The organism is Brachybacterium vulturis (assembly GCF_002407185.1).
Taxonomy (GTDB): domain Bacteria; phylum Actinomycetota; class Actinomycetes; order Actinomycetales; family Dermabacteraceae; genus Brachybacterium; species Brachybacterium vulturis.
Window position 1 is genome coordinate 369,119 of the sequence record NZ_CP023563.1, and the last position, 23,840, is coordinate 392,958.

The 23,840-nt window shown below is 73.3% G+C and carries 19 protein-coding genes; 6 read left to right on the forward strand and 13 right to left on the reverse strand.

Annotated features, from left to right (window positions below; translation table 11 throughout):
• Window positions 1-4 precede the first annotated feature (4 nt).
• The 3 genes from gluQRS to CFK38_RS01650 all read left to right on the forward strand — a co-directional run bounded on the left by gluQRS (window position 5) and on the right by CFK38_RS01650 (window position 5,493).
• Entirely contained in the window at window positions 5-925 is a 921-nt protein-coding gene (gluQRS, locus tag CFK38_RS01635) for a tRNA glutamyl-Q(34) synthetase GluQRS (RefSeq protein WP_096801507.1), read from the forward strand.
• A 112-nt stretch (window positions 926-1,037) separates the two neighbouring features.
• Window positions 1,038-4,190: a YhgE/Pip domain-containing protein gene (locus tag CFK38_RS01640; RefSeq protein WP_096801508.1), complete on the forward strand. Its 3,153-nt coding sequence runs from the start codon at window positions 1,038-1,040 to the stop codon at window positions 4,188-4,190.
• Window positions 4,191-4,647: 457 nt separating this feature from the next.
• Complete coding sequence (locus CFK38_RS01650) at window positions 4,648-5,493, forward strand: PDDEXK family nuclease (RefSeq protein ID WP_245851180.1); 846 nt, start codon at window positions 4,648-4,650, stop codon at window positions 5,491-5,493.
• Between the two features lie 198 nt (window positions 5,494-5,691).
• Here CFK38_RS01650 and CFK38_RS01655 read toward each other — a convergent pair whose 3' ends face one another.
• The 6 genes from CFK38_RS01655 to CFK38_RS01680 are packed head-to-tail and all read right to left on the reverse strand — an operon-like array spanning window position 5,692 to window position 15,477.
• Entirely contained in the window at window positions 5,692-7,182 is a 1,491-nt protein-coding gene (locus CFK38_RS01655; protein WP_096801509.1) for a UDP-glucose dehydrogenase family protein, read from the reverse strand.
• The gene (locus tag CFK38_RS01660; protein ID WP_096801510.1) at window positions 7,179-9,689 is read right to left on the reverse strand and encodes a phosphotransferase; all 2,511 of its coding nucleotides are present in this window, start codon (window positions 9,687-9,689) and stop codon (window positions 7,179-7,181) included. Before CFK38_RS01660 ends, CFK38_RS01655 begins: the two co-directional genes overlap by 4 nt.
• A complete protein-coding gene (locus CFK38_RS01665; protein WP_096801511.1) occupies window positions 9,686-11,725 on the reverse strand; it encodes an ABC transporter ATP-binding protein in 2,040 nt (679 codons plus the stop codon). The genes CFK38_RS01660 and CFK38_RS01665 overlap by 4 nt, the downstream gene beginning before the upstream one ends.
• A complete protein-coding gene (locus CFK38_RS01670; RefSeq protein WP_096801512.1) occupies window positions 11,725-12,900 on the reverse strand; it encodes a glycosyltransferase family 4 protein in 1,176 nt (391 codons plus the stop codon). The genes CFK38_RS01665 and CFK38_RS01670 overlap by 1 nt, the downstream gene beginning before the upstream one ends.
• Entirely contained in the window at window positions 12,897-14,261 is a 1,365-nt protein-coding gene (locus CFK38_RS01675; protein ID WP_096801513.1) for a glycosyltransferase family 4 protein, read from the reverse strand. The genes CFK38_RS01670 and CFK38_RS01675 overlap by 4 nt, the downstream gene beginning before the upstream one ends.
• Entirely contained in the window at window positions 14,251-15,477 is a 1,227-nt protein-coding gene (locus CFK38_RS01680; RefSeq protein WP_096801514.1) for a glycosyltransferase family protein, read from the reverse strand. The genes CFK38_RS01675 and CFK38_RS01680 overlap by 11 nt, the downstream gene beginning before the upstream one ends.
• 468 nt (window positions 15,478-15,945) lie before the next feature.
• Between CFK38_RS01680 and CFK38_RS01685 the strand changes: the two genes are divergently transcribed.
• Together CFK38_RS01685 and CFK38_RS01690 are read left to right on the forward strand one after the other, a co-directional pair.
• The gene (locus tag CFK38_RS01685) at window positions 15,946-16,653 is read left to right on the forward strand and encodes a DsbA family oxidoreductase (RefSeq protein ID WP_096801515.1); all 708 of its coding nucleotides are present in this window, start codon (window positions 15,946-15,948) and stop codon (window positions 16,651-16,653) included.
• On the forward strand, window positions 16,650-16,853 hold the full coding sequence (locus CFK38_RS01690) for a hypothetical protein (protein ID WP_096801516.1): 204 nt from the start codon (window positions 16,650-16,652) through the stop codon (window positions 16,851-16,853). The genes CFK38_RS01685 and CFK38_RS01690 overlap by 4 nt, the downstream gene beginning before the upstream one ends.
• 29 nt (window positions 16,854-16,882) lie before the next feature.
• Here the strand turns inward: CFK38_RS01690 and CFK38_RS01695 are convergent, their stop codons facing one another.
• From CFK38_RS01695 to CFK38_RS01715, 5 genes are all read right to left on the reverse strand, one after another.
• Entirely contained in the window at window positions 16,883-18,061 is a 1,179-nt protein-coding gene (locus CFK38_RS01695; protein WP_096801517.1) for an amidohydrolase, read from the reverse strand.
• A gap of 69 nt (window positions 18,062-18,130) precedes the next feature.
• The gene (locus CFK38_RS01700; protein WP_096801518.1) at window positions 18,131-18,820 is read right to left on the reverse strand and encodes an NUDIX hydrolase; all 690 of its coding nucleotides are present in this window, start codon (window positions 18,818-18,820) and stop codon (window positions 18,131-18,133) included.
• Between the two features lie 224 nt (window positions 18,821-19,044).
• Window positions 19,045-20,031: a class II fructose-bisphosphatase gene (glpX, locus tag CFK38_RS01705; protein WP_096801519.1), complete on the reverse strand. Its 987-nt coding sequence runs from the start codon at window positions 20,029-20,031 to the stop codon at window positions 19,045-19,047.
• 198 nt (window positions 20,032-20,229) lie between these two features.
• Window positions 20,230-20,682 (reverse strand): DUF2871 domain-containing protein, encoded by a 453-nt coding sequence (locus CFK38_RS01710; RefSeq protein WP_096801520.1) that lies wholly within the window; start codon window positions 20,680-20,682, stop codon window positions 20,230-20,232.
• A 93-nt stretch (window positions 20,683-20,775) separates the two neighbouring features.
• A complete protein-coding gene (locus tag CFK38_RS01715) occupies window positions 20,776-22,050 on the reverse strand; it encodes an MFS transporter (protein ID WP_245851181.1) in 1,275 nt (424 codons plus the stop codon).
• Window positions 22,051-22,204: 154 nt separating this feature from the next.
• Here CFK38_RS01715 and CFK38_RS01720 point away from each other — a divergent pair, with 154 nt between their 5' ends.
• Window positions 22,205-23,140, forward strand: coding sequence for an aldo/keto reductase (locus CFK38_RS01720; RefSeq protein ID WP_096801522.1), 936 nt, complete (start codon window positions 22,205-22,207; stop codon window positions 23,138-23,140).
• A 6-nt stretch (window positions 23,141-23,146) separates the two neighbouring features.
• On the opposite strand, the gene CFK38_RS01725 is transcribed toward CFK38_RS01720, so the two are convergent.
• Both CFK38_RS01725 and CFK38_RS17395 read right to left on the reverse strand, forming a co-directional pair.
• Window positions 23,147-23,500 carry a hypothetical protein gene (locus tag CFK38_RS01725; protein WP_096801523.1) on the reverse strand — a complete coding sequence of 118 codons (354 nt, stop codon included), beginning with the start codon at window positions 23,498-23,500 and terminating at the stop codon, window positions 23,147-23,149.
• A 206-nt stretch (window positions 23,501-23,706) separates the two neighbouring features.
• Window positions 23,707-23,835: a putative transporter small subunit gene (locus tag CFK38_RS17395; RefSeq protein WP_096801524.1), complete on the reverse strand. Its 129-nt coding sequence runs from the start codon at window positions 23,833-23,835 to the stop codon at window positions 23,707-23,709.
• Window positions 23,836-23,840: the final 5 nt, after the last annotated feature.

Below are 23,840 nucleotides of genomic sequence, written 5' to 3' on the forward strand. Positions count from 1 at the left end.
CCGCATGCCTGCTGCGACCCCCTTCCGCGGTGCCGGCCGCTATGCCCCCTCCCCCAGCGGCGACCTGCATCTGGGGAACCTGCGCACCGCGCTCCTCGCCTGGGTGCTGGCCCGGCGCAGCGGACGCGCCTTCCATCTGCGGGTCGAGGACCTGGACCGGGTGCGCGAGGGTGCCGAGCAGCGCCAGCTCGAGGACCTCGCCGCACTGGGGCTGGACTGGGACGGCGAGGTGGTCCGCCAGTCCGAGCGCGGAGAGGCCTTCACCGCCGCGATCGGCGTGCTGGAGGCACAGGGCCGGGTCTTCGAGTGCTACTGCACCCGGAGGGAGATCCTCGAGGCGCCCAGCGCCCCGCATGCCCCGCCGGGCGCCTACCCCGGCACCTGCCGTGACCTCTCCCCCGCCGCCCGGGAGCAGGGCCGGGGGCGGATGCGGGAGCTGCGCCGCGAGCCGGCGCTGCGGCTGCGCGCCGAGGTGCCGAGCTGGCAGGTCCGCGACCGGTGGGCCGGGGAGGTGACCGGCACCGTCGATGACCTGGTGCTGCGCCGCGGGGACGGCGTGGTCGCCTACAACCTCGCCGTGGTCGTCGACGATGCGGCCGCCGGGGTGGATCAGGTGGTGCGGGCCGACGATCTGCTCAGCTCCGCCCCGCGCCAGGCGCACCTCGCCCACCTGCTGGGCCTGCCCGAGCCCGGGTATGCGCACGTGCCGCTCGCGGTGAGCACCGCAGGGGCCCGGCTCGCGAAGCGGGACGGCGCGGTGACGCTGCGGGACCGGCTCGAGCGCGGGGAGAGCGCGGCGGCGGTCGTCGAGAGGATCGGGCGGTCGCTGGGACTCGAGGGCTGCCGCAGCGCACGCGATGTGCTCGAGCGCTGGGACCCGGCCACGCTGCCGCGGCACCCGTGGACGGTCGACCTGCCGGGCTGATGCCTGCGGGGGCGGACCGGCCACGGGGCACGGCGGGTCGCACGTCTCTCTCGCCACATTTATTACTAATCAGTAACTACACTCGATACACGGATGTATCGTGTGCGCCGTGATGTCACTCCTCCGTGCGCTCCTCACCGCCCTCACCACCGTCCTCGGCACGGCAGGCGACGCCGTCGCCTCGGCCGCCCGTGCCGTGGGCGGTGCGCTCGCCCGCGCCCTCGGGGCGACGGGCCGCGGGCTCTCCACCCTCGGTCGTGGCTCGCTCGCCCTGCTGCCCGGAGAGTGGAAGAAGCCGATCGCGGCGCTGTTCGTGACCGGCCTAGCCCTGGTCCCGCTGATCTACTCCGGCAACATGACCTGGTCGTTCCTCGACCCGAGCCACAATCTCGACCAGGTCACCGCCGCTGTGGTGAATGAGGACGAGGGCGCCACCGCCACCTCCCCGGACGGCGAGGAGACCGCCCTGGACGTCGGCGCGGAGTTCACCGACACCCTTCTCGACCTGGACAAGGGCTCGGCCTACCACTTCGTGGAGGTCTCCCCCGGCGAGGCGCGGCGCGGCCTCGCCGACAGCACCTACGGAGCGACCGTCGAGATCCCCTCGGACTTCTCCGCGCACGTCGCCTCCCTCGGCGGGGACGCCGAGGAGGCGGCACCCGCCCTGCTCACCGTGACCACCAACGACTCGGTCAACTATGTGGGCGGCAACTTCACCAAGTCCGTGGGGACGGCGCTGACCGACTCGCTGCGCGCGAGCGTGCTGGAGCAGTACCTGGACCAGATCTACGTGGGCTTCACGACCATCCACGACGGCATCGGGGACGCCGTCGACGGGGCCGGCGAGCTAAGCGACGGCGCCACCGCCCTGCACGACGGCACCGGCGAGCTGGTGGACGGCAGCGCCGAGCTGGCCGACGGCACCGGAGCTCTGGCAGAGGGCGGCGCGGAGCTGGCCGAGGGGGCAGCCGCCCTGCGCTCGGGCGGCCTGGACCTGGTGGTGGGCCTGGACCAGCTCAGCACCGGGGCGGTCACCCTGCGCGACGGCACGGCACGGCTCGATGCCGGCGCCCAGCAGCTCAGCACCGGGCTGGTGACCCTCGACGAGAACGGGCGGCCGCTGCGCAGCGGGGCCCAGCAGCTCGCCAGCGGCACCTCGCAGCTCGCCACCGGGGCGGACACCCTCGCCGACGGCGCCGGACAGGTCGCCGACGGCACCGAGCAGCTCGACGAGACGGTCACCGCCGCGCGGGAGCGCGCCGAGGAGCTCGGCGTGACCTCCGAGAGCGTCCAGCGCGTCAGCGGGGACCTCGTCACCGCGATCGACAGGCTCGAGGGCGTCGCCGCCGATCTGCCGGGACAGCTCGCCGATCCGGTCACCGCCGCCGGCACCGTCTCCGGGACCGCTGCGACCCTCGATGAGACCGTGAGCGGGGTCGATGAGGCCGCGCAGGACCTCGACCGGGACACCGCCGACCGCACCGAGGATGCCCGCCGCCTGCACGACGGCGCCTCCACGATCGGGGAGGACGCCACCGCGCTGGATGCGGACGTGCAGACCGCGGACCAGGCCGCCACCACCGCCTCCGGGAGCGCCGCCACCAGCGAGGACGGCGTGCGCGGATATACCGAGCAGGTCGACGACCTCGCCGCACGCTGCGAGGACTCCGGCGCCGAGGCCTCCTTCTGCGAGGAGCTCGCGACCACCTCGGACTCCTCCTCGCAGGTGCGCGGCGACGCCGAGCAGGCCGCCACCGATGCGGCCGCGACCGAGGCGGCCACGGGCACCGCGGCCGAGCAGTCCACCGATATCGCCGACACCGCCGCAGGCATGAGCGAGTCCGCACAGGCGATGGTCACCTACCTCGAGGGGCTCTCCGAGGCCACCTCTGGCCTCGCCGAAGGGACCTCCTCGCTCGCCCAGAGCACCGGGGACCTCGCCGAGGGCGCCTCGTCCCTCGAGCAGGACCTCACCACTCTGCGCGAGGAGGCCGTCACGGCCGCTCCCTCCTCCGCGCCGAGCACCAGCGCCTCGGATCTCGCCGCAGACCTGGCTGAGCAGGCCCGCACCGCGGCCGAGGCCCTCCCCGAGGCCTACTCGACCCTCGAGCAGGGCGCGCAGGATATCCACCGCCTGAACTCCGGTGCCCAGCGGGTGTCCTCGGGGGCCTCCGAGCTCGCCGAGGCGAGCGGCACCGCGAGCGCGGGGGCGGGCGAGCTCGCCGACGGCGTCACCCGCTTCACGGACGGGGTGGGCACCGCCCGCGACGGCGCCGAGCAGCTGGCCGACGGCACCGGCCGGCTCGTGGACGGCTCCCAGCAGCTGGCCGAGGGGACCACGGAGGCCGGCGCCGGTGCGCAGCAGCTCGCCGACGGGGCCGGGCGGCTCGAGGACGGCGCCACGCAGCTGGAGGACGGCGCGAGGCGGGCCGACGACGGCGCGCACGAGCTCGCCGAGGGCGCGGTCGCACTCGATGACGGGGCGGGCGAGCTCGCCGACGGCTCCCAGGAGCTGCACGAGGGGCTCGCGGAGTCGCAGGACGAGGTGCCGGCCTACAGCGATGACGAGAGCGACGCGCTCTCGGAGACCGCCGCGGAGCCGGTGCAGATGAGCTTCGAGCGCGCCCATGATCTGGGCCGCTTCGGCGAGGGCCTGGCCCCGCTGTTCCTCGCCATCAGCCTGTGGGTGGGCGGCATGGCGATCTTCCTGATGATGCCGCCGTTCTCCTCCCGTGCCGCCGCGGACGGCGCGGGACCCGTGGGACTGCTGGCCGGCGGCCTGGCGCCCGCCCTGCTGCTGGGCCTGGTCCAGACCGCCATCGCGGTGGGCGCTCTGCACTGGCTGGTGGGCGTGACGATGGACGACCTGCCGCTGATGATGGGGCTCGCGGCCCTGACCTCGATGGTGTTCGTGGCGCTGAACCATGGCTTCGGGGCGCTGTTCGGGCCGGTCGGGAAGTTCGTGGCACTGGTGCTGATCGCCCTGCAGATCTCCGGTGCCGGGGGCACCTACCCGGTCGCGACCCTGCCGCGGTTCTTCCAGGTGATCCATCCGTACCTGCCGATGACCCACGCCGTGGACGCTTTCCGCGGCGCGATCGGCGGGGGCTGGATCGACCCGTCCGGTGACCTGACCTGGCTGCTCGGCTGGCTCGTGCTCGGCCTCGCGCTCGGCCTGGCCGGCGCCGTGGCCCAGCACCGCCGCGCCCTGGCCGCCGGCCCCCTGGCCATCGGCCCCCTGGCGGGCGGCGCGGCCGCGGCCTGACCCCGCCTGCGGCTCCCGCAGCCTGCCACCGCTCATACCTGGCCGCGCGGGGGCCTGCCGTCGCCGCACTTCTGGCCGCTCCTGCACGGGTGGTGGTCGGTGACCGGCGTCAGGGCGAGGAGTATGCCGATATCGCCGTACATGTCGCCCGGACGCCAGTACCCGACCAGAGGCCTTCATCCCGCACCGGAGTCTGTGCCCGCGCCCGGGCCCGCACCTGTGCTCGTGCCTGGACCCGCGCCTGCACCAGCACCCGGGCCTGGACCTGCGCCTGCACCAGCACCAGCACCAGCACCGGGGTCACTGCACCGGGGTCCGGGTCTGTGCCCAGGCCCGGACCTGCACCGGTGCCCGGGCCCCGGATCCGAGCATATGGACCTCTCCTCCCCAGCCCTGCGTCGTCCACAGGGAGGATCCAGCGCCCCCGTCCCCGCCGCGGGTCACCTGTACTGCTCTGATGAAGATTCCCGGAATCGCGCACCGTTCGGAGCTCGCCGGGCTCGGCATCACCGATGCCGCTCGTCGACGCCTCCTCCGCCAGGGCCGGATCACGCGCGTCGGCGCCTGGTATGTCACCGGTGATCCCCCGGAGGAGGTCGTGCTGCTGCTGCGACGAGGGGTGCGGCCCAGCTGCGTGACCGCGGCGAAGCATCACGGCCTCTGGGTGCCGCTGCACACGGGCCGCCACGTGTACCGGCCCCGCGGCCTCCGGTTCGTGGAGCACAGCCAGGATCCTGTGGAACACGGCCAGGACCTCGTGGAACACGGCTCGGAGCTGAGGAGCTGGCCGGACCAGGATCCGGTCGCCGAGCTGGCGCTGACCCTCGAGCATGCCGTGCGATGCCTGTCCGTCCCGGATGCCGCGATCCTCCTCGAGTCCGCGCTGAACCGGCGGAGGATCTCGCTGCACGGGGTGCAACGGGTTCTCGCCGCACTTCCCGCCGCGCATCGCGCGCAGCTCAACCGGGTCACCCCGCTCGCCGAGTCGGGAACCGAGACCGCGGTGAGATGGTGGCTGGAGTCGCTGCACGTACCGGTCGCTCCCCAGGTGCAGATCCCCGGGGTGGGCCGGGTCGACCTGCAGCTCGGGGCGAGCTGGATCATCGAATGCGACAGCGTGCGCTTTCATGACAATCCCGAGCAGTACCACCGGGACCGCGCCCGTGACCTGCTCCTCCAGGCTCGACGCTACATGGTCACCCGGCTCACCTGGGAGCAGGTCTTCCTCGACTGGGAGGAGACGAAGTCCCAGCTCCTGACGATTCTCCGCCGCCGCGACCACCGCCGCCCGATCGCAGGATGATGGTCGCGGGCTGGCCCAGGCGCGACATGTACGGCCATATCGGCATACCCATCGCCGTGACGCCAGTACCCGACCACCACCACGCCGGGCCGGCGGGCAGGGAGCCCGCGGGCATGTCGCGATGAAGGGGTATGGGCCCACGGGCATGCGGCAGCGAGGGGGCGCGAGCCCTGGGAGCGGCTGTGCCGCCCCCGGGGCTCAGACCAGTGCGGGCACCGGCTCCACGTGGCGAGCATCCTCCGAGCGGGTCCCGGGCTCGCCGGTCCCGGGCTCGTCGGTCCCGGGCTGACGAGCCTCGGGCTCGCCGGTCTCGGGCCGGTCGGTCGCTCCCGGGCGGGGCGCCGGCAGCGCGTCGGCGCGGCCGAGGGAGCGCAGCGTCCAGCCCGCGGCCCGCCATTGCTGCGGGTCCAGCACGTTGCGGCCGTCGATCATGCGCGGGGCCGTGACCAGGGCACCGGCGCGGGCGGGGTCGAGCTCGCGGTACTGGCTCCACTCGGTGAGCAGCACGGTCAGCTCCGCGCCCTGCAGCGCGGTGTCGAGATCGGGCTCGAGCTCGGCTAGTCCGTCCATGCGGGGCCGGGCGTTCTCGAGGCCCTCGGGATCGGTGACGGTGACCTCGGCGCCGGCGGCGCGCAGTCGCGTGGCCACATCGAGGGCCGGGGAGTCGCGCACGTCGTCGCTGTCGGGCTTGAAGGCCGCACCGAGCACGGTGACCCGGCGGCCGTGCAGGTCACCGAGCAGCTCGCGGGCCAGCTCGACCACCCGCCCACGGCGGCGGTCGTTGATCGCGTCGACCTCCCGCAGGAAGCCGAGCGCCTCCCCCACGCCGTGCTCCTCGGCGCTGGCGATGAAGGCGCGGAGGTCCTTGGGCAGGCAGCCGCCGCCGAAGCCGACGCCGGCGCGCAGGAACTTCGCCCCGATGCGGTCGTCCATGCCGACCGCGCGGGCCACATCGGTGACATCCGCCCCGGTGACCTCGCACATCTCGGAGACCGCGTTGATGAAGGAGATCTTCGTGGCGAGGAAGGCGTTGGCGGAGGTCTTGACCAGCTCGGCCGCCTCGTACCCCATCACCAGGCGCGGCGGCTGGTTCTCGAGGATCCGGGCGTAGACGCCGTCGAGCATTGCGATCGCCTGCTCGGCGGCGGCGTCCTCGCGATCGTGCACGCCGTAGACCAGCCGGTCCGGGTCCAGGGTGTCCTGGACCGCGAATCCCTCCCGGAGGAACTCGGGGTTCCACACCAGCTGCACGCCCTCGAGGTGCGCGAGCCGTTCGCCGAGCAGGCGGGCGGTGCCGGCCGGGACCGTGGACTTGCCGACCACCAGGGTCGGGGCGCCGCTCCGGGACGGCAGCACCTCGGCGAGCGCGTCGACCGCGGTCTCGAGGTGGCTGAGGTCGGCGCCGAAGCCGTCAGCCCGCTGCGGGGTGCCGAGTCCGAGGAAGTGCACCTCGGCGCCGGCGAGGTCGGCGTAGTCGGTGGTGAAGCGCAGCCGACCGGTGGCCAGTCCCCGGGCCAGGATGTCCGCGAAGCCGGGTTCGTGGAAGGGCGGGATCCCGGCCTGGAGCGCGGCGACGCGCTCGGCGTCGATGTCCAGGCCGATGACCTCGTGGCCCAGCTCCGCCATGGAGGCGGCATGGACTGCGCCGAGGTATCCGACACCGATCACGGAGAGAGTGGTGGTGGTCATCGCGACATCTTCCTTTCGAGGTGGGTGGCGGTGCCGCCCAGCGAGGGGGATTCGTCCGCCGCAGCGGAGAGGTGGTGGGGGTCGAGGGTGGCGGCGAGGGTCCGGGCCAGGTCGCGCCACTGCGGGCGGAAGGCGTAGACACAGGCGAGGCGGGCGATGGTGCCGGATTCGTAGGCGGCGAGCGTCTCGGGACCGATACCGCTGTGCAGGGCCGCCCGGTCGATCTCCTCGCGCACCACCTCGGCCTGGTCCGGGGACCACAGGCCCTGCAGCTCGCGCCAGAGGGCGTGGGCGCGCAGGTTCCCGACGTCCAGGGCGGGGTCGCCGAGGGCGGCGGTGTCGACGTCCAGCAGTGCAGGAGGCTCTCCCGGCCGCCACAGGATCTGCTTGTCGTGCAGGTCGCGGTGGATGAGCGCGGGCCGCTCGACGCCGTCGACGCGGGCGAGCTCGCGGCGGGCCGCGGCGACGGCCCGGCCGCGGGCCCGCGCACCGGCGGGATCCACGGCGTCGGCCCGCTCGCACCAGGCGGTCAGCACCGCGGCCTCGGCCTCGGGCCCGTGCACCGTCTCGTGCCCCGGAGCCGCGGCATGCCCGTCGGCGGCCCCCTCGCCCATTCCCTCGAGGCGGCGGCGGGAGGCGCGGACCGCAGCGGACCAGGCCTCCAGGGTGTCGCGCCAGGCACGGCGCCAGCTGCCGTCGGCGACGGGCAGCCCCTCGTGCAGCAGGTGGCCGGGCAGCTCGGCGAAGGTGACGGTGTCGTCGTCGGCGGCGAGCACCCGCGCGGTGCGGAAGGGTCCGGTGAAGTCCTCGGCCCGGGCGATGGCCTCCAGCAGCCGTGCGGCACGACCGGGCCGGACGATCTTCACGTACCGCACCGCGTCCCCCTCCTCGCCATGGCGCACCACGGCCCGCTTCCCGGGGCGGTGGGAGACGACGACGGCGCCGGGATGCGCGGCGAGCACCCGGGCCAGGCCCGGCAGGCGGGGATCGCTGCCCGCCTCGTACACGGTGATCCGACCGGTGGCGGCCTCCAGACGGGCCCCGCGCAGCGGCCCGCTCTCGCCGTCCGCGTGCTCCTCCACGAGCTCCAGCGGCAGGCCCCGGCCGTCGTCCGCCCAGGCGCGGCGCACCGTCAGGACGGCACCGTCGTGCTCGACCCGGGCAGGGACCAGCGGGGCCCGGCCCGCCTCGCGGGGGGTAGGGGCGGGCGCGTCGGCGGTGCGGTCCGGGGCCGGCAGCGGCAGGCGCTCGGGACGCTCCAGCACCGCCTCGGCGAGCGCGAGCCGACGCTCGACGGCGGGCAGCCAGTCCGCGCCGTATCGCCGCAGGGGGTCCAGGGCGGCGGCGAGCAGGGCGCGCGCGGTCCAGGCCGCGAGCTCCTCCGCGGCGGGCAGGGCGCGGCGGCGGGCGTATCCGCCGAGGAAGGCGGCGGCCTGCTCCTCGACCCCGGCGAGCAGGCAGGAGGCGAGCCAGGAGCCGAGGTCGACACCGGCCGGGCCGAGGCCCGAGCGGTCCAGGTCCACGACCCGCAGCGGAAGGCGGCCCTGTCCGGGCACTGCGGTCTCGTCGACGGACAGCAGCACCTGATCGGGCGAGAGATCGCCATGGATCAGCACCTGCGGGCCGTCGGTCGGCAGCACGGAGCGCAGGCGGGCGACGAGGTGCTCGATCTGCTGCGCCCGGTGCGGCAGCAGGTCGGCGACGTCCGCGCTGGTCGCGGGGATCGGGCTGCCGATGCGGGCCGCGGGCAGGGGCCGCCCGGAGACGTCGGCCGCGTGGAGGCGGGCGATGATCCCGCCGAGCCGGGTGGCCGCGGGCATGGACAGCGGGTGGGGGGCGAGGGCGGCGAGGTCCCCGTGGCCCCAGCGCTCGCCGACGAGCACGGTGGAGCGGCCGCGCCAGCGGCGCTGCTCGAGGGTGGGCAGGCCCAGCTCGCGCCAGTGGCCGACGACCTGCAGCAGTCCGTCCAGCGGGCGGGAGGCCACGCGGAGCACCTCGCCGGTGCCGGGCAGCAGGAGCACCGCGTGGCGGCCGGGGTTGTAGCTCAGCACCCGCGGGGCCGTGCCGCTCTTCTGGCGGCGGAGCACGCGCTCGATCTCGCCGCCCAGCCGGGGGTCGCTGTCGATCCCGCCGCTGAGCAGGAACGGGCCGTTCCCGTCAGCGGGCTCCGCGGCCTGCTCAGCAGGATGCTCGAGCACCTCGACACGGTGATGGGCGGCGCGGGAGAGGAGGTTGTGGCGCTTGTCGGCGGAGGCGAGCAGCTGCACCCAGCCGACGTCCTCTAGCGGCCGGCCGGGCGTCTCCTCGGCGGATCCTGCGGCGCGGTGAGCGACCAGCACCGAGGCGCCCGGCTTGATCCGCACCCGGTCCGGGGTGACCTCCCGGCCCAGCAGCGCCGAGAGCCGGGCGGGATCCAGCACCTGCTCGGCGCCGGGGAGGCGGGCATGGTCCACCAGCAGCCCCAGCGGGGAGCCGAGGGGGTGCACGGACGGCACGGTCGCGGTCATCGGAGAGCCTCCTGGGAGGTCGGGGCGGACGGCACGGGGGTGGTGGGCGCCGAGGGTGCCGACGAGGCGGTGGGCGCTGACGAGACGGGCGACGGGGTGATGGGCGATGCCGGCCCCGTGTCCTCCTCGTCGCTGCGCTGCTCGATCATCCAGCGCGAGTAGCGCGAGTCCGGGTCGGCGGCGAGCTGGGCGGGGGGGCCGTCCTCGAGGATCCGGCCCTCCTCCAGCCACAGCACCCGGTCGAGCCCGGCCACGGTGGTGGCGTCATGGGTGATCGAGATGGTGGTGCGGGAGCGGGCCAGCTCCCGCAGCGACTCGTTGACCTGGGCCTTCGCGGCCGGGTCGAGGCCCGTGGTGGCCTCGTCGAGCACGACCACGGGTGCGCGGCGGATCATCGCACGGGCGATCGCGATGCGCTGGCGCTGCCCTCCGGAGAGGGTGTCGCCGCGGTTGCCGAGGACGGTGTCGTACCCCTCGGGCAGTCCCATGATGAAGTCATGGGCGCCGGCGCGGCGCGCGGCCTCCTCGATCTCGGCGATGCTCGCATCCCCCCTGCCGAAGCGGATGTTCTCGCGCACCGACTCGGTGAACAGCACCGACTCCTGCGGGAGGATCGCGACATGGCGGCGCAGCTCCGCCAGGCTCACCGACCGGGTGTCGTAGCCGCCCACGCGGATCCGGCCCTGCTGCGGCTCGTTCAGGCGCAGCAGGTAGGAGACCAGGGTGGACTTCCCACCCCCGGAGGGGCCGAGGATCCCGACGTGCTGACCGGCGGGGATGTGCAGCGACAGGTCCTCGAACAGCGGGCGGCCGTGACCGTCCGGTGAGGTGATCGAGGAGAACTCGACGGTGCCGCGCACGTGCCGCATCTGCACCGGGATCGGGGGATCGACGATCTCGATCTCCTCGTCCAGGAGGTCGGCGATGCGCTCCCCGGAGGCGGAGGCGCGGGCGATGCGACCGGTGTACTTGGCCATGTCCCGCAGCGGCTTCATGGCGATCTTCAGGTAGGTCAGGAACAGCACCATGTCGCCGGGGCTCATCGCGCCGCGCAGCACCTGCAGGCTGCCCACCACCAGCACCGCGCCCTGGGAGATGCCCACCAGCACGTCGGTCGTGCGCTCGAGTCCGGCGGCCAGCTTCTTGGCCCGGATCCCGGCCTTCATGGCCTTCTCGTTGCCGCCGGCGAACTCGTGGGCGACGGTCTGCTCCAGGCCATAGGACTGGACCACCCGGATCGCGCCGAGCGCTTCAGCGGCGGCGCCGACCAGGGAGCCCTCCCCCTTGCGGGTGCCGCGGGAGGCATGGACGATCTTCGGGGAGGAGCGGCGCGAGAGCAGCAGGTAGGCCAGGCCCGTGAGGAGCACGATGCCGGACAGGAACGGATCCAGGAGCACCATCACCACCAGCAGCACCGCCAGGGTGAAGATGTTCCCGATCAACGGCAGACCGGCGGTGACCGCGACGTCCTGGAGCCGGCCCACGTCCCCCACCAGGCGCTGGGAGGTGTCGCCGATGGAGGCGCGGGAGTGGTAGCGCAGGGACAGCGCCTGGACGTGGTCGAAGACGCGGGTGCGCAGCTCGGTGGCGATCCGCGCACCGACCTTCGCGAAGGACACGGTGGCCAGGTAGTTCGAGGCGGCACGGCCGCCGATGATGATGGCGAGCCCGAGGGCGGCCGCGATCACGGTCTGCTCGATGTTCAGCCCGAACGGTGAGGCGTCCGAGGGCAGGTCCGCGCCGAGCGCCGAGGTCACAGCGTCGACCGCGTACTTCAGCGGCCAGGGCTCGAGCACCCGGAAGGCGACATCGAGCAGCAGCCCGATCATGCCCACCAGGCACAGCAGCAGATGGCGCGGCAGGTGCGGGCGGATGATGCGCAGGGTGCGGCGCAGTGCCGACGGGTCCAGCCGTTCCTTCCTCGGCACCGCCGAGCGACCCGGAAGGAGGCGTCGACGGGGCTGCTGGGCTCCCTCCGCGCCGGTCCCGCGCTCGGCTCTGCGGGTCCGTCGCCGGCGGAGGATGTTCGTGACCATCAGGCCACCGCCTCGGTCGGGGCGCCGCTGCGCAGGCGGCCCAGCAGCTCCCGGCAGCGGCTGCGCCAGTCGTGCTCGGCCACCGCGCTGTCCCGGGCGCGCACGGCGAGGTGGGCGCGGCGGCCGGGATCGGCGGCCAGCTCGTCGAGGGCGGTCGCGAGGTCCTGCACATCGCCCGGCTCGACCAGCACGCCCAGCGTGCCGTGGCCGAGCAGCGCCGGGATGGTCCCGATCGCGGAGGCGACCGTGGGCAGGCCGGCGGCGAGGTACTCGTAGACCTTCAGCGGGGAGAAGTAGTGCTCGCCCGCCGGGTACGGGGCGGCGGCGATGTCGAGGCCGTGGAGGATGCCTGGGACCTGTGCGGGCGCGACGGCGCCGCGGAAGCGGACCCGGTCGGCGATCCCGAGCTCGGCGGCGAGGCGCTCGAGCTCGCCCTGCTGCGGCCCGGTCCCGCAGATGTCCAGGCGCAGGCGCTCCTCGGTGCGGGCGATCGCGCGCAGCAGCAGGTCGGTGCCGTGCCAGGGCTTGAGGGTGCCGACGAAGCCGACGGTCACCGGGGCGTCCGGTGCCGACACCGCGAGCGGTCGCGGCGCGGGGGTGATGCGCGTGGTGTTGACGCCGTTGGGGGTCAGGACCACCCGTTCCGGAGCGGCGCCCATCTCACGGGTCCACTGCGCGACGGCCTCGCTCACGCAGGAGACGAGGCTCGCGCCGTGCAGCTGGCGACGGGTGGCCCCGAGCGCACCCTCCTCGTCGGCGAGGCTGCGGTGCTCCCGCTGCTCGGCGATCAGCGGCGCGTTGACCTCGAGGATCGAGGGGATCGCGCGGCTGCCGGGATCCGTCGGGGCGGAGAGGCGGGCGGCGGTGTCGGAGAACAGCGAATAGCGCTCGTAGACCAGGTCGAAGCCGCCGGCGGCGATCTCCCGGGCGATCTCGGCCGAGGCCGCGGCGACGGCCTGCTCCCGCTCGGCGGGAGTGCCCGCGGGGAGGCGGTGGCGGTGCACCTCGAGGTCGGCGAGATCGGCGGGGACGTCCTGGTTGGTGCGGGTGCAGAACACGGTGACCTCGTGGCCCTCGGCGCGCAGTGCCCGGATCACCTCCTGGACGTGCACGGAGGCCCCCTTGGTGCCGAAGACCCCGATGCCGGGGTCGAGCAGGGCGTAGGCGATCCTCATGACAGGCTCCTTCCGATGGGTGCCGCCGGCTCCGCGAGGGACGGGGAGGAGGCGGGCGACAGCAGCTGCGGGGTGGTGCTCGGGCCCGGTGCCGCCGGGTCGGCGGGCACCGCCTCGAGCGGCTGGGTGAGGATGTTGCGGTGCGCGGAGCGGGCGACCAGCTCGCGCAGTCGACGGGCCTGGGAGCGGGAGTCGTAGTGCGCGACGACCAGCTCGCGCGCCGCGTCGGTCCGGGCGAGCCGGTCGGTGGCGGGGTCGAGCGCCTCACGGACCGCCTCGACCAGCGCCGGGGTGTCCCCGCTCGGGACCAGCCAGCCGGTGCGGCCCTCGAGGATCACCTCGCCGACGGCGGTGACGGAGGCGGCGACGCAGGGGATGCCGGTGGCCATCGCCTCCAGCAGCACCGTGGGCAGTCCGTCGGCGTTGCCGTCGGCCCCGATCACGAAGGGCGCGACGAACAGGTCGGCCTCCTCCAGGAGGCGGCGCACCTCCTCCTGGGTGCGCGGGCCCAGCAGGTGCACCTGCTGCTCGAGGCCGAGCTCGGTGATGCGGGCGGCCAGGTGGGCGCGCAGCGGGCCGTCGCCGACGATCTCGGCGCGGACCTCCCGGCCCTCCTCGCGCAGGTCGCGGACCACGTCGATCAGCTGGTCGAAGCCCTTCTTCTCGACCAGGCGGCCCACCCCCAGCAGCACCGGCACCGCGGGCAGTGCGCCGCGGCGTCGATAGGGGAAGCGCTCGAGCTCGAGGCCGTTGCGCACCAGCTCCAGGTGGGCGGTGTCGTGGGTGCCGAACCGGGAGCGCAGGTGCTCGCGGTTGTACTCGCTGATGGTGACGGCGTGGTCGGCGTCGCGCAGCTTGCGGGCGAGATCTTCGGGCTGGACGTCGTGGTGGAAGATGTCCTTGGCGTGGGCGGTGAAGGAGTACGGCAGGTCGGTGAGCAGGCCTGCGAGCCGGGCGACGGTGGTGGCCATCGAGGCGAAGTGGGCGTGCAGGTGCGTGACCCCGTGCTCGCGGGCGAGCAGCGCCACGGCGAGCGCCTGCTCGGCGTCATCGACGCCGGCGCCCACCAGCTCCTCCAGGTGAGCGGCCGTGCCGCGGGCGAGCTCCGGCTCGGCCATCGCCGCACCCCACGTCTCCCACAGGCGACGCGGGCTCGAGGAGCGGCCCACCTGGATCACGGGAGCCTGCACCCGGGCGAGCTCGGGGTGGAAGCGGGCGTCGGCCGGGGGTCGCAGGGAGAAGATCACGATCTCCTCGCCGGCGGCCTCACGGGCCAGGATCTCCGAGACGATGAACGTCTCCGAGAAGCGGGGATACATCTTCAGCACGTAGGCGATGCGATGGGTGCGGTCAGCCGACATGGCGGGACACCTCCGGGTGGGCGGGGACGGATGCGGGCAGCAGCTCGGCGGCGAGCCGGGGGACGACGCCCAGCCCGTCGAGATCGATGTGGGAGCGGTCGGTGCGGTCGGTGACCGAGCGGTTCCACCAGGCGGTGAGATCCGCGGCGGTGAGGGTCTCGGGATCGCAGGTCTCGAGGGCGCCGACGGCGGCGAGGGCCCGGGCGCGGCGAGGCTGCTCCTGGCGGCGGCGGTACCGGGGCACCACCAGGGCGGGGGTGTCGGTGGCCATCACCTCGGCGATCGTGTTGTAGCCGCCCATGCAGACCACGGAGGCAGCCTCGGCGATCAGCTCGGGGACGTCGGGGGCGCTGCGCTGCACGGTGGTGGCCCCCTCCGTGCCCGCGGCCCGGTCCGCGATCTCGGCCAGCTCGCGGATCTCCTCGATGTCCTGTGCGGGCATCTGGGGTCCGGTGATCAGCAGGTGGCGGTGGCCGGCGGGGAGTCGGGCGCTCACGGCGAGACGGGCCGGCTCCGCCCCGTCGGAGCCGCCGCCCAGCACGGTCAGCACGTACGGCGGGGTCGGCGCCAGGGAGCTGCGCGCGGGGCTGAGGGGACGGGCGGCGGGACGGCCGTTGGAGAGATAGCCGGTCAGAGTGGCTTTCCGTGCCAGCGACGGCGGAAGCTCCCCCGTGCGGCGCGGGTCGTAGACCTGCGCGTCGCCGTAGACCCAGACCGCGTCGAGGTAGGAGGCCACGAGCTCGGCGCCGCCCAGTCCGTCCCATTCGGCGGCCGCCGCGCGGGGGGTGTCGAGCACCTCGCGCAGTCCCAGCACCGTGGCGGTGCCGCGGGAGCGGAGGTTCGCCAGCACCGGCCGCAGCTCGCCGTCGATGCCGAAGGGGTGGCGATCGGCGATGAACAGATCCGGCTCCAGCACGGCCAGGGCGGCGTCGATGGTGGCGCTGCGCAGGTCCCGCAGGGCATCGCCGCCGAGGCCGAGGCGGCGCGCGCGATAGCCGCCGCGGGTGCGGGTCATGCCCGGCAGCACCAGCCAGTCCCATCCCTCGGGGAGGGGGTCGCGGCCGGCGTCGGGGTGGCCGGCGATCAGCAGACCGCCGACGCTCCCGCCGGTCAGTGCCGGCAGCTGCTCGGCCAGCGCGTGGGCGAGGGCGCGGTTGCGCCGGGAATGCCCCAGCCCCACGGAGTCGTGGGAATACAGCGCGATCGTGGTGTCCATCGGGCTCTCCTGGTCGTTCGGTGACACGCAGAAGACTGGCAAGTGACGATGAGGTGAGGATGAACCGCTGATGAGGACGCTCTCATCGGCTCCTCACACGCGTGGACTGCGCCGACGCGCAGCTCTCGCGGGGCCGAGCCCGCGCCGCGCCCGCGCCGGAGCGACCGGGCCGGAGCGACCGGGCCGGAGCGACCGGGCCGGAGCATGGTCGGGTACTGGCGTCACCGCGACCGGTACGGCGATATCGGCATACCTGTCGCCCTGGAGCCGGTTCCCGACCAGGCTCTCGGAAGGAGCCGGCTCCCGGTCAGGCTCTCGGGAGGAGCCGCTCGAATCCATGCTCGCGGACGGCCCCGTGACCACTGCGCCGCGAGCGAAAGGTGCCCCGCTCGAACATCCCGGCACAGTACGGTTCTGACCGAGACCGGGGGCGCTGCCGCCGGCACCGATCCCGCACAGAGGAGCACGATGAGCCAGGCATCCGTCCCGACGGACGATTCGACGTCGCCGCTGATCACCGTCGACGTGTGGACCGATGTGGTGTGCCCCTGGTGCTACATCGGCGAGTCCCGTCTGCACGACGCGATCGAGGCCGAGGGCCTGACCGACCAGGTCCGTCTCCGCGCCCGTTCCTTCGAGCTCGTCCCCACCGCTGCGACCGACTCCGTCAAGGACAACGTCGCGCTCATGGTCGACTCCGGGTGGATGCCGGAGGAGAAGGTGCACGAGATGGAGGCGCAGCTCCAGGAGATGGCACGGGAGATGGGTCGCGAGTACGTCATCGGACGCCCGATGGCGAACACCCGCGGCGTGCACCGGGTGATGCAGGCGCTCGGCGAGGCGCGCGGGCCCGACGCCGCCACCACGTTCTTCATGGAGCTGCAGCGAGGCTACTTCGCCGGCATCGCGAATCCGTTCGAGACCGAGGCCGTCATCGCCCGCGCGGTCGGGGCGGGTCTGGACGAGCAGGTGGCCCGGGCCGCCCATGCGGGGCAGACACATGACGAGCAGGTCGAGTCCGAGGTGCGCGAGGCCGCCTCCCTGGGCGCTCGCGGGGTACCGTTCTTCCTGTTCAACGGCAAGTACACGGCCCCCGGTGCATTGCCGACGGAGGCGTTCCGTCAGGCGCTGCGCCAGATCGCCGACGAGGCGCAGGGCGAGCGGGCCCAGGCATGAGCACGCCGGGCGAGAAGTGGAGCACGCCAGGCGGGGGGCAGAGCACGCCGGACGAGGAACGGAGCACGGCGGCGCCGGACGACGGGCCCGCCGAGGCAGGGCGCGGTGACGCCCCCGCTCCCCTGACCTCGCTCAGCACGCTGCTCGGCGGCTCCTTCGAGGGCGGCGCGACCTGCGCGGCGGACGGCACCTGCGACTGAGCACGCCGCAGAAGTGACGCGCCCTCACCTCACGGGCCGACGGTGAGCTGCTGCGCGCGGGCGAGGAGCGCGGTGCGGGAGAGCGGCGTCGCGGCGACGTCCCGGATCACGCCGGCCATCGCGATCGCGGCGTCGTCCATCAGGCCGTAGCCCTCCGCGGAGTCGGCATGCGCGGCGAACTCGCGCGTGTGCAGGGCCCCGCCGGCACCGGTGATGCCGACGAAGGGGTGGAGCGAGGGCACCCGCCGGGACACGTTGCCCATGTCGGTGGAGGCCGCCATGATGCCGAGCGAGCCGTTCAGCGGCCGGCCGCGCCGACGCATCGCCGCGTTCCAGGCGGCGCCGAGCACCTCGTCCTGCAGCAGCGGCTCGTAGACGGGCTCGCTGCTCGTGATCTCGAGGGTGGTGCCGGTGGCGAGGGCCGCGCCCTCGAAGCAGGCGAGAAGCTGCCGGCGCAGCTCCTCGAACTCCGGCATGGTCAGCGCGCGGCACTCGAGGTCGATCACCGCGGTCTCGGGGACGATGTTGGTGACCCCGGACTGCTGGGGCACCAGTGCGAGGCGCTGGCCGTCCCGGATCCGCTGGCGCAGCAGGCCGGCGGCCACCTGGGCGATCACGGCGGCGTCATTGGCGTTGATCCCGTCGGCGGGATTGGCGGCGGCATGGGCGCCGCGGCCGGTGAAGGTGGCGCGCCAGCGGCCGACCGCCTGGCTGGTGGAGCCGAGCACGTCGTAGGTGCCGGTGTGCGGGGTGGGGTGGCTCATCAGCGACAGGTGCACGCCGTCGAAGACGCCGCGATCCAGGAGCAGCTGCTTGCCGGCGCCGTGCTCCTCCGCGGGGGTGCCGATGACCTGGAGCGTCACGTCGAGGTCGGCGAGCTGCTCGGCGAGCGCGAGGGCCGCGCCGAGCGAGGCGCCGGCGATCAGGTTGTGCCCGCAGCCGTGGCCGATGTCGGGCAGGGCGTCGTACTCGACGCACAGCGAGGCGACCAGGGAACCGGTGCCGAGGGTGGCACGGAAGGCGGTGGGCAGATCGGCGACCCCCCGCTCGAGCGTGAAGCCCGCGCCCTCCAGCAGGTCGGCGCAGCGGTCGTGGGCGCGCTGCTCCTGAAAGGCGGTCTCGGGGTCGGCGTGGATCGCGCGGGCGAGGGCGTGCACCTGCTCGCGGTGGGAGGCGTAGGCGGCGAGGAGGGCGGCGTCATCGGTCACGGCATGATCCTGCCATGGTGCGCCCGCCCTCGCGCAGCCGCGAGCGCGCCACGGCGGGCGCGGGTCCGCTCAGTCGCCGGAGCGCAGCAGCGGCGGCATCAGCGAGGTGCCGCCGGCGGCCCGATACAGGCGGGCGGGGCGACCGCCGGTGGGCGCGGCATGCCGGTCCAGCTCCTCCAGGAAGCCCTCGGTGCGGGTGGCCTTGCGGTGGAAATTGCCCGCGTCCAGAGTGGTGCCCCACACGCTCTCGTACACCCCGCGCAGCTGGGAGATGGTGAACTCCTCGGGCAGGAAGGTCGCGGCGAGGGTGGTGTACTCGAGCTTGCTGCGGGCCCGCTCGACGGCGCACTCCAGCACGGTGGCATGGTCGAAGGCGAGAGTCACCTCGGCGAGCTCCTGGAGCGACCACCAGCGGGCGTCGGCCACGTCCTCGCCGCGGCGCGGGTCGGGCAGATCCGCGCCGAGCGCCATGAAGGCCACCGAGACCACGTGGCCGCGCGGGTCGCGGCCGGGGGTGCCGAAGGTCCGCACCTGCTCGAGGTGGACGGCGCCGCTGCCCAGCGAGGCCTCATCGGCGAGCACCCGGTAGGCGGCCCCGTCCAGATCCTCACCGAGCTGGACGAAGCCGCCGGGCAGGGCCCAGGCACCGCGATGGGGCTCGTCCTCGCGCTGGATCAGCAGCACGTTCAGCGCGCCGTCCCGGAGGGTCAGGACGGTGAGGTCGACAGCGACGTGGATCTCTGATGAGGAGGTGGCCATGTGTCCAGAGTAGGCACAGTTCTCGTCAGCGTGACTCCATCTGCAAGGCGACTCACAGGAAACCATCCACTGCGCCTCCGGTGCCCGAGGGGTCAGCCTCGCAGCACGTCGCTCTGTCTCCGCCCGATCCACCGAGCTCCTACCGCACGCGAGCTCGCAGCACGTCGCTCAGTCTCTGCCCGATCCACCGAGCTCCTGCCGCTCGCGAGCTCGCAGCACGTCGCTCAGTCCTCGAGCCAGCGGCCCCACTTCTCCGGGCGGTGCTCCGCCTCGACGATGCGGACGGTTCCCGAGGTGGAGCGCATGACGATGGACTCCGTGAAGATGCGGTGGCGCTGGTAGCGCACACCCTTCAGCAGATCTCCGTCGGTGATGCCGGTGGCCGCGAAGTAGCAGTTGTCGGAGGTCACGAGGTCGTCCGTGGTCAGCACCCGGTCGAGGTCGTGACCGGCGTCCAGCGCCTTCTGCTTCTCGGCATCGTCGGTCGGGGCGAGCCGGCCCTGGAGCATGCCGCCGGTGGCCTTGACCGCGCAGGCGGCGATGATGCCCTCCGGGGTGCCGCCGGTGCCCAGCAGCATGTCCACCCCGGCGCCGCGGGCCGCCGCGATCGCCCCGGCCACGTCACCGTCCATGATGAACTTGACCCGGGCCCCGGCCGCCCGGATCTCCTCCACCAGCGGCTCGTGGCGCGGACGCTCGAGCACGCACACCGTGACCTGGTTGACGGGCTTGTCCAGCGCCTTGGCGACCAGCTTGACGTTCTGCTCGACGGGCAGGCGCAGGTCCACGTACTCCGCGGCCTCGGGTCCCACCACCATCTTCTCCATGTAGAACACGGCGGAGGGGTCGTACATGCTCCCCTTCTCCGCGACGGCGAGGACGGCCAGGGCGTTGTTGTACCCGAGCGCAGTGAGGCGGGTGCCGTCGATCGGGTCCACGGCGACGTCGACGTCGGGACCGCTGCCGTCGCCCACCGCCTCGCCGTTGAACAGCATCGGGGCCTCGTCCTTCTCGCCCTCGCCGATCACGACGGTGCCGTCCATGCGGACGGTGTCCATGAAGGAGCGCATCGCGTCGACCGCGGCGCCGTCGGCCCGGTTCTTGTCACCGGCGCCCACCCAGCGGCCGCCGGCGATGGCGGCGGCCTCGGTGACGCGGACCAGTTCGAGCGCGAGGTTGCGGTCGGGGGCGGTGGGGGCAGGGGTGGTCATATGGGGGCTCCCTCGGTGCGTGGACATGGATGGAGTCGCGGACCGGGACCTGCCGAGTCGACAGGCCGATCGTTGCCTGACGTGCACCTGTGACTGTACCCGGCCGCGCGCCCGCCCCGCCCCGCCGGGCGCCGAGCCCGGGAGCGCACCGGGCGCCGAGCCGGGCAGCGCAGCCGGCGGGCCGGGGGCCGCCGCGGATCAGGCCGGGACCGAGGTCCCCTCGGCGAGCGCCCTGCTGCGCTCGGTGACCGCTGCTCCCAGTGCGACGAACAGGGCGACCAGGCCGACGGTGAGGATGATGTGCCCCAGTCCCGCGATGCCGGGGATCGCGGCCGAGGTGCTGGTCGGATCCTGCCCGTCCAGGGTGAGGATGCCGCGCACGGCCTGCATCGCCACGGTGACCAGCAGCCCGATGTTGTAGGTCCAGTAGAAGACGCTGAAGGCGCGGCGGCCGCTGAGGGAGAGGACCGCGTCCAGGGCGAGGACGATCAGGAACACCAGCATTCCCAGCGCCAGGAAGTGGGTGTGCAGGGTGCTGAGCTGGGAGTCGACGCCGACGGTGTCGGTGGCCTTGGTGTACTCGCGGTAGAAGAGGCCCGAGACGAGGCCGAGGATCATGTAGGCGAAGGCGGTGCTGAGCAGTCGTTTCATGCCTTCAACGGTAGAGAGCCGCTTCGCCCGTGTGATCCTTCGAAAGGTTGATCCGTGGCTGTCCGGCCGGTTCGGTGCTCGGCGGCGCGGACATCACTGGCCGGTCGCCTCGTGGAGGGCGCGGGCCCGGCTGCGCAGGTGCCAGGTCCAGAACCCCAGGCCCGCCAGGCCGAAGCCGAGCGCGGTGAGGGCGAAGCTCACCAGCGAGCTGCTGACCAGCGGTGCGATCAGCCCTGCCAGCAGGGCGTTGAGCACCAGGGCGAAGAAGGTGCCCAGGGACGCCGCGGCTCCGCGCTGGTGCGGGAACAGATCCAGCACCTCGAGCTGGATGGGGGCGAACACCAGCGCGACGGTGAAGGCGATGAGGACCGGCCCGATCATCGCCGGGAGCAGGGCGAGGGACAGCTCCCCGGGAGGCCCCGGCATGAACGAGACCAGCAGCAGGTTCACCGTCGTCGAGACGACGATGCCGAGGAACCCGATGGTGATCAGCCGGCTGCGCAGCATCCTCTCCGCGACGCGGCCCACCACCCAGGAGCCGCTCATCAGCCCGGCGATCAGCGGGACGAACAGCACCCAGAAGTCCTGCTCCCCCAGCCCCAGCAGCTGCACCACGTAGAGCGAGGCGCCGGCGATGAACAGGAACTGGGCGGCGAAGCCGAACGCGGTGGCCGCGGCGATCCGCAGCATCACCGGGGACCGTCCCACGTGCAGCAGAGAGCCCAGCAGGGAGCGGACCCGCAAGGGGGTGCGGTCTTCGGGCGGCAGGGTCTCCGGCAGCGTCATGGTCAGCGCCAGCACCACCGCGCCGTAGAGCCCCACGCCCGCGAACGCCCAGCGCCAGTCCCCCAGCAGCAGCAGCCAGCCGCCGATGATCGGGGCGATCGCCGGGGCCACGGCGAAGATCATCATCACCCGCGCCATCAGACGCTGCGCCTCGGCCCCGTCGAACAGGTCGCGGATCACCACCCGCGAGACGATGGTGGCGGCCCCGGCGCTCATCCCCTGCAGCACCCGCAGCAGCACCAGGGAGCCCAGACTCGGCGCGAGGATGCTGCCGAACATGCCGAGCAGATAGATGACCAGGCCGCCGACCATCACCCGCTTGCGGCCCAGAGCGTCCGAGAGCGGTCCGTGGAAGATCGACATCACGGCGAAGGCGGCGAGGTAGCTGGAGACCAGCTGCTGCAGGGCCACCTCGTCGGCCCTGAACTCCGCCCCGATGCGGGTGAAGGCCGGGAAGATCGAGTCGATCGAGAACGGCCCGATCATCGCCAGGGAGGCGATGGTGATCGTGAGGCGTGCGCCGGCCCGTCGCGGGCGCGCCGAGGGGGACGCGCACGGGGAGCTGGGCGGGCGGGAGGTCACCTGCTCCACTGTAGGCAGGCGGAGCATCCTCGTCACGCGCCGTCCTGCGCGGGCATAGGCTCGTCAGTGAGCGTCGCACCCCTCGGTGCGGCGATCGCGGCCCGTGCCCCTCGGCCCGGGACCGGTACCCCGCCCCGAGCGATCCGAGGTCCTCATGAAGCAGTTCACCATGCCGCACACCCAGATCACCGCGCCGAACGTGGTGCTCGGCCTGATGCGCATCGCGGAGAAGTCCGACGAGGAGATCCGCTCCCTGGTCCGTGCCGCGCGCGACGCGGGCATCGATTTCGTCGACCACGCCGACATCTACGGCGGCGCCACCCATCGCTGCGAGGAGCGCTTCGCCGAGGCGATGCAGCTGACCCCCTCCGAGCGGGAGCAGGTCACGATCCAGTCCAAGGCGGGGATCGTCACCGACGGGCCGTACTTCGACTTCTCCTACGACCACCTGATCCGCTCGGTGGAGGGGTCGCTGCGCGCGCTGGGCACCGACTACCTCGACATCCTGCTGCTGCATCGCCCCGACGCCCTGGTGGAGCCCGAGGAGGTGGCTCGCGCGTTCGACGAGCTGCAGGCGGCCGGGAAGGTGAAGCACTTCGGGGTCTCCAACCACACCCCGCGCCAGATCGAGCTGTTGCAGAAGCATCTGGACCAGCCGATCGTGGCGAATCAGCTGCAGCTGTCGATCACGCACTCGACCTTCATCGCCCAGGGCGTGACCGCCAACATGCAGGGCACCGATCAGGCGATCGTCCGCGACGGCGGCGGGATCCTCGACTTCTGCCGGCTGCACGACATCACGGTCCAGGCCTGGTCCCCGTTCCAGGCGAGGTTCTTCGACGGCGTGTTCCTGGGACATCCCGAGTTCACCGAGTTGAACGCCGTGATCGACCGTCTGGCGGCGAAGTACGACGTCACGCCCGAGGGGATCGCGACCGCCTGGATCACCCGCCATCCCGCGCAGATGCAGGTGGTGCTCGGCACCACCACCCCGCAGCGGGTCAGCGACTCCGCGGCCGGCTCCGAGGTGCCGCTGACGCGCGCCGAGTGGTACGAGCTGTTCCGGGCCGCGGGGTGGATGGTGCCCTGAATCGGCTCAGCAGGGCCCGCCGAGGATGCCGAAGGCGCGCAGCGCGTGGATGACGCTCAGCACGATCAGCACCGCCGAGAGCAGATAGACGACCCAGGCCGTGAACGGATACCGCTCGGGGCGCCTGAGGCGCTGCACCGCGGAGGCGATGCCGCAGACCACGCACGCCACTGCGGCCCCCAGCGCGGCGATGTCGAAGTACGAACAGGATGTCATCACGCCGTTCTCCGAGCTGGTGGAGGAGAACGAGAGGTTCACGACGAAGGCGATCAGCCCGATGACCAGGCCGATCCAAAGCGTCTTCGGGGCCTCACCGAGCTTCATCGTGGATCGGTCCGTCGTGGTCCGTGCGTTCGTCATCCGGGCTCCTGGTCGCTCTCGTTCTCTCCCGGCATCATCCGCTCCGGGTCTGTCGTACCTCCAGCCTGACTGCCCGTGCCGGGACCGTCGATGGGGAGAACTCCCCCGGGCCCGGACGCAGAACTCCCCGTGACCCCTCGCATCACGGGGGTCACGGGGAGGCGGGCTCGGGCGCCCGGCAGGCCGGCTGCCGGGAGGAACCCCGATCAGATGATCGGGTGGCCCTGGTCGCGGGACTTCTTGATGTCCTTGGCGAAGCCTCGGACGATCGTGAACAGCACACCGAACACGATCACCGGCCACATCAGCACGTAGGCGGTCAGCACAGCAGTCATGGAGC

Coding starts and splice junctions, on each gene's coding strand:
- gluQRS (WP_096801507.1), top strand. CDS start 5: ATGCCTGCTGCGACCCCCTTCCGCGGTGCCGGCCGCTATGCCCCCTCC.
- CFK38_RS01640 (WP_096801508.1), top strand. CDS start 1,038: ATGTCACTCCTCCGTGCGCTCCTCACCGCCCTCACCACCGTCCTCGGC.
- CFK38_RS01650 (WP_245851180.1), top strand. CDS start 4,648: ATGAAGATTCCCGGAATCGCGCACCGTTCGGAGCTCGCCGGGCTCGGC.
- CFK38_RS01655 (WP_096801509.1), bottom strand. CDS start 7,182: ATGACCACCACCACTCTCTCCGTGATCGGTGTCGGATACCTCGGCGCA.
- CFK38_RS01660 (WP_096801510.1), bottom strand. CDS start 9,689: ATGACCGCGACCGTGCCGTCCGTGCACCCCCTCGGCTCCCCGCTGGGG.
- CFK38_RS01665 (WP_096801511.1), bottom strand. CDS start 11,725: ATGGTCACGAACATCCTCCGCCGGCGACGGACCCGCAGAGCCGAGCGC.
- CFK38_RS01670 (WP_096801512.1), bottom strand. CDS start 12,900: ATGAGGATCGCCTACGCCCTGCTCGACCCCGGCATCGGGGTCTTCGGC.
- CFK38_RS01675 (WP_096801513.1), bottom strand. CDS start 14,261: ATGTCGGCTGACCGCACCCATCGCATCGCCTACGTGCTGAAGATGTAT.
- CFK38_RS01680 (WP_096801514.1), bottom strand. CDS start 15,477: ATGGACACCACGATCGCGCTGTATTCCCACGACTCCGTGGGGCTGGGG.
- CFK38_RS01685 (WP_096801515.1), top strand. CDS start 15,946: ATGAGCCAGGCATCCGTCCCGACGGACGATTCGACGTCGCCGCTGATC.
- CFK38_RS01690 (WP_096801516.1), top strand. CDS start 16,650: ATGAGCACGCCGGGCGAGAAGTGGAGCACGCCAGGCGGGGGGCAGAGC.
- CFK38_RS01700 (WP_096801518.1), bottom strand. CDS start 18,820: ATGGCCACCTCCTCATCAGAGATCCACGTCGCTGTCGACCTCACCGTC.
- glpX (WP_096801519.1), bottom strand. CDS start 20,031: ATGACCACCCCTGCCCCCACCGCCCCCGACCGCAACCTCGCGCTCGAA.
- CFK38_RS01710 (WP_096801520.1), bottom strand. CDS start 20,682: ATGAAACGACTGCTCAGCACCGCCTTCGCCTACATGATCCTCGGCCTC.
- CFK38_RS01720 (WP_096801522.1), top strand. CDS start 22,205: ATGAAGCAGTTCACCATGCCGCACACCCAGATCACCGCGCCGAACGTG.
- CFK38_RS01725 (WP_096801523.1), bottom strand. CDS start 23,500: ATGACGAACGCACGGACCACGACGGACCGATCCACGATGAAGCTCGGT.
- CFK38_RS17395 (WP_096801524.1), bottom strand. CDS start 23,835: ATGACTGCTGTGCTGACCGCCTACGTGCTGATGTGGCCGGTGATCGTG.